This is a genomic window from Dyella sp. (genome assembly GCF_036568765.1).
Taxonomy (GTDB): Bacteria; Pseudomonadota; Gammaproteobacteria; order Xanthomonadales; family Rhodanobacteraceae; genus GSA-30.
The window spans coordinates 1-10,687 of the sequence record NZ_DATCRY010000171.1 but is presented as its reverse complement, the minus strand read 5'-3'; the positions used below and the strand labels follow the sequence as shown (position 1 = coordinate 10,687).

Sequence of the window (10,687 nt, the reverse complement as noted above, 5' to 3'; positions counted from 1 at the left end):
GGCTCGGACGAGGTCTGGGACAAGGCCGAGCACGCCCTGCGCGCGGCGCTGTCCGCGGCCGGGGTGGCCTGGGAGGAACTGCCGGGCGAGGGCGCCTTCTACGGCCCCAAGATCGAGTACCACATGAAGGACTCCATCGGCCGCGCCTGGCAGGTGGGCACCATGCAGGTGGATTTCATGATGCCCGAGCGCCTGGGCGCCGAGTATGTGGACGAGCAGAGCCAGCGCCAGCATCCGGTGATGCTGCACCGGGCCATCGTGGGCTCGATGGAGCGCTTCATCGGCATCCTGATCGAGCACCACGCCGGCTTGCTTCCGACCTGGCTCGCCCCCATTCAGGCCGTGGCGTTCAGCATCACCGACGCCCAGGCCGATTATGTGCGTGAAATCGTGCAAACCCTTGTCGGACAAGGCTTCAGGGTGGAAGCCGATTTGCGCAACGAAAAGGTCGGATATAAAATCCGCGAGCATACGTTGCAGAAGGTCCCCTATCTCATCGTGGTCGGCGACCGCGAGCGGGAAACAGGTACCATTTCCGTGCGTACCCGCGGGGGCGAAGACCTCGGCAGCATGCCGCTGGCCCAGTTCGTCCAACGTTTGGAAGCCGAGACCCGCCGATAAGGCCGCGGGTCCGGTATTGGGATCATTCTTCTGGAGGATAGCGGTATCGCTACGACCGATAACAAGGGCAATCGCAAGAACAACGAGATCCGCGTCCCGCGGGTCCGCGTGCTGGGCGCCGAAGGCGAGCAGCTTGGCATCATGGACACCCGTGATGCCATTCGTGCCGCCGAGGACCTCGGCATGGACCTCGTCGAGATCCAGCCGAACGGCGATCCGCCGGTCTGCAAGATCATGGATTACGGCAAGTTCAAGTTCGAAGCCCAGAAGAAGGCCCAGGCCGCCAAGAAGAAGCAGAAGCAGGTCGAAATCAAGGAAGTGAAGTTCCGTCCGGTCACGGACGTGGGCGACTACGACATCAAGCTGCGCAAGATGCGCGAATTCCTCGAGGAAGGCGACAAGGTCAAGGTCACGATCCGCTTCCGCGGCCGCGAGATGTCCCACCAGGACCTCGGCCAGAACCTGGCCCGCAAGATCCAGACCGACATCGGCGAAGAGGGCGTGGTGGAGCAGTTCCCCCGCCTGGAAGGCCGCCAGATGGTGATGATGATCGGGCCCAAGAAGAAGGCGTGAGCGCCGCTGACTCACGCCCCACCCCTGGCGCGCCCCTCACGTTTCCGTTACAATCGCGGGCTCGGTCCGAATGGATGGGCCGAACCACCGTACCCGGCAGGATGGAAAGCGCAGGCCCATCAAGGCCTTGCCGCCGGATCAGTCAGCAACCGAATACGGAGCATTCCGATGCCCAAGATCAAGACCAACCGGGCGGCGGCGAAGCGTTTTCGCAAGACCGCTTCCGGCAAGTTCAAGGCCGGTCACGCCTTCAAGTCGCACATCCTGACGAAGAAGTCGACCAAGCGTAAGCGCAATCTGCGCGCCACCAATCACGTCAAGGCTTGCGACACCAAGGGTGTGGCACGCATGTTGCCGTACCTGTAAGGCGAGGAGGAAACCACCATGGCTCGTGTAAAGCGTGGCGTTACCGCCCGTCGTCGTCACAAGAAGATCATCGGCCGCGCGAAGGGCTACTACAACGCCCGTCGCAAGATTTTCCGCGCCGCCAACCAGGCCGTTATCAAGGCCGGTCAGTATGCCTATATCGGCCGCAAGCAGCGCAAGCGTCAGTTCCGCGCGCTGTGGATCGTCCGTATCAATGCTGCCGCCCGTCAGTTCGGCCTGTCGTACAGCCGTCTGATCAATGGTCTGGCCAAGGCCGGCATCACGGTCGACCGCAAGGTGCTGGCCGATATCGCCGTGCATGACATCAAGGCGTTTGGTGCCATCGCAGAAAAGGCGAAGGCCAGTCTGGCCGCTTGATCGTCATAAGCGCTTAGCGCCCTGACGATATGATGTAAATCAAGCGGGGAGGAGGCCTTAGCCTCCTCCCCGTTTTCGTTTCTGGACTCTTTGGGATCGCACCGATGGACGATCTGGACGGCCGCGCCGCGCAGGCGCTGGCGGAAATCGACAAGGCCGATACGCTCGACGCACTCGATGCGCTGCGCGTGGGCCTTCTAGGCAAGAGCGGCATTGTCACCGCCGCCCTCAAATCGCTGGGCGCACTGCCGCCGGAAGAAAAAAAGGCCCGAGGCGCCGAGGTCAATCGCGTCAAGGAAAAACTTGCCGACGCCCTGTCCCTGCGCAAAGCCACGCTGGAACAGGCCGAACTGGATCGCCGTCTGGCGTCCGAGCGCTTGGATATCACGTTGCCCGGGCGCGATGGCGAGCGCGGCGGTATTCATCCGATCACGCGCGCATTGGAGCGTATCGCCGCGATCTTCGCGCGCCTGGGTTACCAGCGTGCCGACGGCCCTGAGATCGAGGACGACTGGCATAACTTCGAGGCGCTGAATTTCCCGCCGCACCATCCGGCGCGCGCCATGCACGACACATTCTATTTCGGCGACGGCCGCTTGCTGCGCACGCATACCTCGCCGGTGCAGATCCGCTCGATGCAGGGGCGGCAGCCGCCGATTCGCATCATCGCGCCGGGCAAGGTGTATCGCAGCGATTCGGACCAGACCCACTCGCCGATGTTCCATCAGATCGAAGGCCTGCTGGTCGATGAAACCTCCAGCTTTGCCGACCTGAAGGGCACGCTGGCCGAATTCATTCGCGCCTTCTTCGAGCGCGATTTCGAGATGCGCTTCCGTCCGAGCTACTTTCCCTTCACCGAGCCCTCGGCGGAAGTGGATATCCGCTGGGATGCCGAGGACGGATCCACGCGGTGGCTCGAAGTGCTCGGCTGCGGCATGGTGCATCCGAACGTGCTGAAGAACTGCGGCATCGATCCGGAGCGCTATACGGGCTTTGCCTTCGGTCTGGGCGTGGAGCGTTTTGCCATGCTGCGCTATGGCGTGTCGGACTTGCGCGCGTTCTTCGAGAACGATCTGCGCTTCCTCAAGCAATTCGCCTAAACGCCGCGCTAGGAACCGATCGATATGAAATTCTCCGAAAACTGGCTGCGCGAGCTGGTCGAGATCAAAGCGGATCGCGCCGCACTGGCGCACGCCTTGACCATGGCGGGCCTGGAAGTGGAAGAGCTCACCGTTCTGGGTGAAAGTCTGTCCGGCGTGGTGGTAGCTGAAATCGTTGCTGCGGAAAAGCATCCCGAGGCCGACCGCCTCCAGGTATGCAAGGTGAACGCGGGGCAAGGCGAGCCGTTGCAGATCGTTTGTGGTGCGCCGAATGCCCGGGTAGGCATCAAGGTGCCCCTGGCCACGGTGGGAGCGAACCTTCCCGGCGGCATCGCGATCAAGGCAGCCAAGCTGCGTGGTGTCGAATCCTTCGGCATGCTCTGCTCGGCCAAGGAACTGGGGCTGGACAACGATGCCTCCGGCTTGCTCGAACTGCCGGGCGATGCGCCGGTAGGGCAGCTCCTGGCCGATTACCTCGGGTTGCCGGACGCGGCTTTCGAATTGAAGCTGACGCCGAATCGCCCCGATTGCCTGGGCTTGGTCGGTTTGGCGCATGACGTGGCCGCGCTGTTTGGCAGTCACGTCAAGCAGCCGGAGCAAGCGCCGATCGCGGTCACAGGAACGGCTACGCGAGGCATTCGCCTGGAGGCCGGTGCCGATGCGCCGCGCTACCTCGGTCGCGTGATCGAGGGTATCGACACGGCTGCCAAATCGCCGCTGTGGCTGACCGAGCGTCTGCGCCGCTCGGGCCTGCGTCCGATCAGCCCGGTAGTAGATATCACCAACTACGTCATGCTCGAACTGGGGCAGCCGTTGCACGCCTTCGACAACGACATGCTGGAAGGCGACATCGTGGTGCGGCATGGCCGCGCCGGCGAAGCGGTCAAGCTGCTCGACGGTAGCGAGGCGAAGGTCGATTCTGGTTTCCTGCTGATTGCCGATGAGCGCAAAGCGCTGGCCGTGGCTGGTGTGATGGGCGGCTACGATTCGCGCGTGACGGATACCACCCGCAATATTTTCTTCGAGGCCGCGCATTTCGCGCCGGCAGCGATCATGGGCCGTGCGCGCAAGCTCGGCATGCATACGGACGCCTCGCATCGCTTCGAGCGCGGTGTCGATCCGGAGCTGCCGCGGCGTGCATTGGAACGCGCGACCGAACTGCTTATAGCCGTTGCCGGGGGTAAGGCCGGTCCCGTATTGACTGCCGAAAATCTTGCCGACCTGCCAAAGCCGGCGACCGTTGCGCTGCGTCGTGCGCGCCTGCGCCGCGTGTTGGGTGTCGAGGTGGCCGATAGCGAGGTCGCCCGTATCTTTACCGCCTTGGGCATGCACGTTGCCGGGACCGCCGAAGGCTGGCAGGTCACCGCACCAAGCAGCCGTTTCGATATCGAGCGCGAAGAAGACCTGATCGAAGAGGTCGCGCGCATCTTCGGCTACGACCGTATTCCTACGCACACCCCGGCCGGGGCCTTGAGCCTGGCCACCGAGCCCGAGGCACGGATTGGCGAGCTGGCATTGCGCGAGCAGTTGGCGGCACATGGCTATTACGAGGCGGTGACTCTGGCCTTTGTTGGTGCCGACCTGCTTGGCCGGTGGGGGTTCAAGGACAAGCTGGTCCCGCTGGCCAATCCGCTGTCAGCCGACCTGGCCGTCATGCGTCCTTCGTTGTTGCCTGGCTTGGTCGAGGTCCTGTCGCACAACCGTGCCCGCCAACAGGAGCGGGTTCGCTTGTTCGAACTGGGCCGCACGTTCGCGGCAGGCGATCCGCCGATCGAGACCCCGACCCTGGCCTTGGTCGCTTGCGGCGGTGCACACAGCGAGCAGTGGGGCGAGGCTGCGCGCGAGCTGGATTTCTATGACCTCAAGGGGGAATTCGATGCGATCGTGGCCTGGGGCGGAGAGCCACAGCGCTGGTCGGTCCATGCCGAGGGCTTGCCGGGCTGGTTGCATCCGGGGCGAGCGGCTCGTGTTGCCTTCGACGGTGCGACGGTCGGCTATCTCGGCGCGGTGCACCCTCGACTGGTCAAGGCGCTCGATCTGGGCAGCGACGTCCATGTGATGGAGTTGGCACTCGAACCGCTGCTCAACCGACGTCTGCCGGCCGCTCGTCCCGTGCCGCGATTCCCTTCGGTACGACGGGATATCGCGGTAGATCTGCCTGAGGACGTAAGCTGGAGCCAAGTCGAACAGGTCGTCCGGGCAAGCCTGGGCGAACGCCTCACCTCCCTTGTCCTGTTTGACCGCTACAGCGGCAAGGGTGTGGAGATAGGCCGAAAGAGTCTCGCTATGGGCTTGATTTTGCAGGACGCTTCACGCACCCTAACCGACATTGATGCTGACCAATGCGTGGGGGACGCGGTGTCTGCATTGGAGAATTCATGCAGGGCAAAGTTGCGAGGATGATATGGCGCTGACTAAGGCGGAGATGGCCGAGCGCCTTTTCCTCGAAGTGGGCCTCAATAAGCGTGAGGCGAAAGAATTCGTGGACGCCTATTTCGAGGTGATCCGCGAGGCGTTGGAAGGTGGCGAGCAGGTGAAGCTGTCGGGGTTCGGTAACTTCGATCTCCGGAAGAAGAACCAGCGGCCGGGTCGTAATCCCAAGACGGGCGAGGAGATTCCGATTTCCGCCCGCCGCGTGGTGACGTTCCGTCCGGGGCAGAAACTCAAGGTGCGAGTCGAGGGCTATGCTGGACCAAGGGAATAACACCGAACTGCCCGCCATTCCGGCCAAGCGCTACTTCACCATCGGTGAAGTCAGCGACCTGTGCGGAGTGAAACCCCATGTGCTGCGCTACTGGGAGCAGGAGTTTCCTGCGCTCAACCCGGTCAAGCGACGCGGCAACCGCCGCTACTACCAGCGCCATGACGTCTTGATGATCCGCCAGATCCGCTCGCTGCTGTACGACGAGGGTTTCACCATCACCGGCGCTCGCGCGCGGTTGGAAGGCCCACAGGCACGGATGGAGGCGAGCATGTCTCACCAGATCGTGCGCCAAGTGCGCATGGAACTGGAAGAAGTGCTGGTGCTGTTGCGTCGCTGAAGCCAGTATCGAGATAAGCCCGCCTATCGCTGTAGGAGCGGCTTCAGCCGCGACCGTGCAGGGCGTGGCGTAATCGGTCGCGGCTGAAGCCGCTCCTAAAGCGATAGGTCGTTTTTCGAGATTCTCCAGGGCTTGCACCTACTCGAGCCTGGGCTTTCCCACATGGAGCCCAACTGTTAAACTCGCTTTCTTGTCGAAAGTCGGGGCGTAGCGCAGCCTGGTAGCGCATTTGCCTGGGGGGCAAAGGGTCGTCGGTTCGAATCCGGCCGCCCCGACCAATTCGATGAAACGTAAGACGGCGCTTCTCGCGCCGTTTTTTTAATGCCTTAGTCGCTGACCTGTGGCATCTGGAATGCGCCGTCATGCGCTTTCGCTTCAACTGCAGCAGACGGGCTGCGTCCTTGGGATGCCGGCAGGCAGGTTGCTGTGTGTTCTATCGCTGCCTTCACACCGTCGGCGTCAGTGAAGGTGGTGCGGAGCTGGAACTCTCGTGGCGCCGAAACATCGCATGTGATGTCGTAGCTAACGGGTGAAGGTATCGGCTCGGCCAAAGTGATCCAGCCATCGGAGCAGGCGCCCGCGGGGCAACTGAGAACCTTGATATCAAGACGCGCTGGAAACTCCGGATGTCCTTTATAGTCGAGCGCGACAGTAGATAGCTTGTCATCTGGGTGAGGCGAATTATTGGCTGACTCAATGGAGAGAGGCTCGCATGTCTTGCCTTCGGCGAAGAGGCGATATCCCTTTTCGACGCCTTTCATCGATGCGGTGCGAAATGTTTTGTCTTGTAGGGCTACGGCATCATCAGGGTTAGTATGAAAACCGACTTCGATGATGATAGATGGCATATGCGCGAGGCGATTCTCAGCGTAGTCGCCTTCGTCGGATTCAACTGGAACTTTGTAGTTCTTGTAGTTTTCCTGAGCTTGAATCAGCTCTTTCATGGAGCATAGGACGCTGTCTGCAAGATGCTTGTCCTCGATGCGTCCCTTTTGGAAGAAAACCTTTGTTCCGGTTGCGCTTGGTGCTGCAGCATTTGTATGCAGGTGTAGTGCCGCAGCAACACCAATATGATTGGCAAGAAGGGGACGACTGTAAATATCCTCAGTGCGTTCTCGTAAAGAAGTTGTTGTGTCACTTGGCTTTGAATGCCAGATATTTGGATTATCCGGGTATAGTGCTTCCAAGTGATATCGTGCCCCGATCTTCCACCACGGCATTCCGCTGGGATTATGAGGCTGTACATCAGTTGAGCGTGGTGAAATAATGTCAACTTCACTTCGTTTTGTTAGCCATGTGGCTAATTCGTTTGCGTAAGTTGGGGTTATATAGTCCTCAACTATTCCGTTGCTTGGATCTCGCTGTGCGCGCCAGTCTTTATATTGATGGTTGTAATACACCCCGTGGCCTGCAGAGACCATAACGGGGGGCGCCGGCAAGATGAATGCTGACATTCCCTTCGTAGTGATGGGGCGTGGGGGGCGCCATTCTTCCGGAAAATAGTCATACATGGTTCTGCCACCATAACGTAGCTCCATTCCTTTATAGGGCGCTACTCCTTCCAGCAGCATCGATGCCGTCCCTTGCAGGTCTTCCTGGAGATCCTCCATTTCTGGGCCGTTGGACAGACGCCCGAGTGCTTCGCCCAAGTCCACCTGGAGTAGCCCGGTCTTTATGTCGAAATGAACTCCGACATGGATATGTTGTTCCTCTGCTCCAAACCATTGTTTGCTATCGACTCGATGCTGAAGCGCACTCGAGAGGCGCGCCTCAAGTTCGGCGCGCGTTGCCGAGGGCATGAGCGCCACAGGTGTTTCCACGTGTAGTGGCATCATAGCCGTGGGTATTTCTTGTGCGGCTACGGAGGTTAAGCTGAAAACTATCAGCAGTGTTAGCGTAAGAGCTTTTGGAAATGCGAACTTATGTCTCTCGCAATTCCCTATGGAATAGAGGTGCCTTGTCGCCATCGTTTTTGCTCCTTGGTCATGGGGAGCACCAAACTAAAAGTTGAGGCGATAAGGCGGTAGACGCAGCTACTAAGAGATAGCGTAGGTTTGTTGCGATGGACTTGGTAAGAGCCAGAAGGATTTCAAAGGTAATGGCTTTACTTTGGCCTTAGGAGGGCAGCTTGGATTGTTGTAAGTTGATATGCGGTTCCGTAAGCGTTCCGGCGTCGGCCAGAAGTTATGGGCGGAGCGATTTTCTGCCATGCAGACAAATCCGATAATCGCCCAATCGCTATACGGCGCCCTGAATGCGCTGCATGTCAATACAACACCCGACTACGCAACGTACCCGGAATGTCCGCCATGCGATCCTTCAGCGCTGCCGCTTGCGCTTCATCCGCCGACACATCGATCACCACATAACCGACCTGCGAATCGGTCTGCAGGAACTGCGCATCGATGTTGATATTGCCGGCGGAAAACAATTCGTTGATGCGTGACAGCACGCCCGGCACATTGCGATGGATGTGCAGCAGGCGCCGGCTGCGAGGGTGTTCAGGCAGGGAGACTTCGGGGAAATTCACCGCCGACAGAGTCGAGCCGTTATCGCTGTAGCGAACGAGCTTGGCGGCGACTTCGATGCCGATATTGTCTTGCGCTTCCAACGTGCTGCCGCCGATGTGCGGAGTGAGGATGACGTTGTCCATGCCGATCAGCGGCGAGACGAACGGGTCGTCGTTGCCCTTGGGTTCGACGGGGAAGACGTCGACCGCCGCACCCGCCACATGCCCGCTGCGCAGGGCTTCGGCCAGCGCATCGATATCGACCACCGTGCCGCGCGAGGCGTTGATCAGCATGGTGCCCTTGCGCATCTTGCCCAGTTCGGTGGCACCGATCATCAGCTTGGTGGAGGGCGTTTCCGGCACATGCAGCGTGACGACATCGGCGCGTTCGAGCAGATCGTCCAGGCTGGCGGCTGCGCGCGCATTGCCCAGCGAGAGTTTCGATTCGATATCGTGGAAGATCACGCGCATGCCAAGCCCCTCGGCCAGCACGCCGACCTGGGTGCCGATATGACCGTAGCCGACGATGCCGAGCACTTTATCGCGGGTCTCGAAACTGCCGGCAGCGGACTTGGTCCAGCCGCCGCGATGGCAAAGCGCGTTCTTCTGCGGGATGCCGCGCAGCAGCATGATGGCCTCGGCGATGACTAGCTCGGCCACACTGCGCGTATTGGAATAAGGGGCGTTGAAGACGGGGACGCCTTGCAGGCGTGCTGCTTCCAGATCGACCTGATTGGTACCGATGCAGAAGCAGCCTACCGCAATCAGCCGCTTGGCTTCGGCCAGCACATCGCCGGTCAGTTGGGTGCGCGACCGGATGCCGACGATATGGGCTTCGGCAATGCGATTCTTCAGCTCGTCTCCGCTCAGCGATTTCTCGTGATATTCGATCTGGCTGTAGCCGGCTTGGCGGAAACTCTCCACTGCGCTGCGGCTGACGCCTTCAAGCAGCACTACCTTAATGTCTTGCTTGGGGAACGATGTCTTCATGACTGGCCGGTGACAAGGGAGGTTCGGTCCACTATGCCAGATGTCGAAGCGCTTGCGGCAATGCAGCACTGGACCTGGGCGCGGCCGGCTGGCAGGCTGATCGTATGCCGATCCCAGCCGCCCCTATCGATACCCGCCTGACCGAATTGGCCGAGGCTTGCCCAGGCCTGCGTTTGCTGACCGAGCCGAGCGATCTTGAGCACTATGGCCGCGACTGGACCCGCCGCTGGATGCCGGCCCCCCTGGCCATCGCCTTGCCATCGAGCGCCGAAGAGGTGCTGGCGACCATCCAGTGGGCCAATCGACACCGGGTGGCGATCGTACCTTCCGGTGGCCGGACGGGCCTTTCTGGCGGGGCCGTGGCGGCCCATGGCGAGCTGGTACTGAGCCTGGAGCGAATGAACCGCGTACTCGGCTACGACCCGGTCGATCGCACGCTGACCGTGCAACCCGGTATCAGCCTGCAAGCCGTACACGAGGCGGCGGCCCAGCACGGCTTGATCTATCCGGTCGATTTCGCAGCGCGTGGGTCGTGTTCGATCGGCGGCAATATCGCCACCAATGCGGGCGGTATCCGGGTCATCCGCTATGGCAATACGCGCGAGTGGATTGCCGGTCTGAAGGCGGTGTCCGGCAGTGGTGAATGGCTGGAGCTCAATCGAGGCCTGATCAAGAACTCCAGCGGCTACGATTTCCGCCATCTGCTGATCGGCTCGGAGGGCACGCTTGGCGTGGTTGTCGAGGCTACGCTCAAGCTGACCGACCCGCCGCCGCCGTCGCAGACCATGTTGCTGGCCTTGCCGGACATGGATGCGCTGATGCAGGTGTTTGCGCTGTTTCGCTCGCGGTTGTCGTTACAGGCGTTCGAATTTTTTACCGATATCGCGCAGAAGCACGTGCTGGCCCATGGCGCACAGCGCGCGCTCGATGGCGATTACCCGTATTACGTCGTGACCGAATTCGATGCTGTCGACGCAGCGGCGGAAGAGGCAGCCATGAATGCGTTCGAGCAAGGCATGGCGCAGGGTTGGATCGTCGATGGCGCAATCGCCCAAAGCCAGGCCCAGGCCGCTGCGTTATGGCGGCTGCGCGAAGGCATAACGGAGAGT

Annotated in this window: 11 protein-coding genes and 1 tRNA gene; 10 read left to right on the top strand and 2 right to left on the bottom strand. The window is 60.9% G+C overall.

What is annotated here, in order from left to right; all coding sequences use genetic code 11:
- The 9 genes from VIM98_RS12030 to VIM98_RS11990 all read left to right on the top strand — a co-directional run.
- A partial coding sequence (locus VIM98_RS12030) for a threonine--tRNA ligase (RefSeq protein WP_331993349.1) occupies positions 1 to 621 on the top strand: 621 nt, incomplete at its 5' end.
- A gap of 45 nt (positions 622 to 666) precedes the next feature.
- Positions 667 to 1,194 carry a translation initiation factor IF-3 gene (infC, locus tag VIM98_RS12025; RefSeq protein ID WP_414650211.1) on the top strand — a complete coding sequence of 176 codons (528 nt, stop codon included), beginning with the start codon at positions 667 to 669 and terminating at the stop codon, positions 1,192 to 1,194.
- Between the two features lie 168 nt (positions 1,195 to 1,362).
- Positions 1,363 to 1,560 (top strand): 50S ribosomal protein L35, encoded by a 198-nt coding sequence (gene rpmI, locus VIM98_RS12020; RefSeq protein WP_019467379.1) that lies wholly within the window; start codon positions 1,363 to 1,365, stop codon positions 1,558 to 1,560.
- 18 nt (positions 1,561 to 1,578) lie between these two features.
- Entirely contained in the window at positions 1,579 to 1,938 is a 360-nt protein-coding gene (gene rplT, locus VIM98_RS12015) for a 50S ribosomal protein L20 (RefSeq protein ID WP_331993348.1), read from the top strand.
- Positions 1,939 to 2,042: 104 nt separating this feature from the next.
- A complete protein-coding gene (gene pheS / locus VIM98_RS12010) occupies positions 2,043 to 3,038 on the top strand; it encodes a phenylalanine--tRNA ligase subunit alpha (RefSeq protein ID WP_331993347.1) in 996 nt (331 codons plus the stop codon).
- A 24-nt stretch (positions 3,039 to 3,062) separates the two neighbouring features.
- A complete protein-coding gene (pheT, locus tag VIM98_RS12005; protein WP_331993346.1) occupies positions 3,063 to 5,441 on the top strand; it encodes a phenylalanine--tRNA ligase subunit beta in 2,379 nt (792 codons plus the stop codon).
- A gap of 1 nt (position 5,442) precedes the next feature.
- Entirely contained in the window at positions 5,443 to 5,742 is a 300-nt protein-coding gene (gene ihfA, locus VIM98_RS12000; RefSeq protein ID WP_331993345.1) for an integration host factor subunit alpha, read from the top strand.
- Positions 5,723 to 6,079, top strand: a complete 357-nt coding sequence (locus VIM98_RS11995; protein ID WP_331993344.1) for a MerR family transcriptional regulator — start codon at positions 5,723 to 5,725, stop codon at positions 6,077 to 6,079. The genes ihfA and VIM98_RS11995 overlap by 20 nt, the downstream gene beginning before the upstream one ends.
- Positions 6,080 to 6,280: 201 nt before the next feature.
- Positions 6,281 to 6,357: transfer RNA gene (locus VIM98_RS11990), tRNA-Pro, on the top strand.
- A gap of 48 nt (positions 6,358 to 6,405) precedes the next feature.
- On the opposite strand, the gene VIM98_RS11985 is transcribed toward VIM98_RS11990, so the two are convergent.
- Complete coding sequence (locus VIM98_RS11985; protein WP_331993343.1) at positions 6,406 to 8,046, bottom strand: N-acetylmuramoyl-L-alanine amidase; 1,641 nt, start codon at positions 8,044 to 8,046, stop codon at positions 6,406 to 6,408.
- A gap of 299 nt (positions 8,047 to 8,345) precedes the next feature.
- Positions 8,346 to 9,578: a phosphoglycerate dehydrogenase gene (gene serA, locus VIM98_RS11980; RefSeq protein WP_331993342.1), complete on the bottom strand. Its 1,233-nt coding sequence runs from the start codon at positions 9,576 to 9,578 to the stop codon at positions 8,346 to 8,348.
- A gap of 104 nt (positions 9,579 to 9,682) precedes the next feature.
- Between serA and VIM98_RS11975 the strand changes: the two genes are divergently transcribed.
- Positions 9,683 to 10,687, top strand: a 1,005-nt coding sequence (locus VIM98_RS11975; RefSeq protein WP_331993341.1) for an FAD-binding oxidoreductase, incomplete at its 3' end; no start/stop codon positions are given.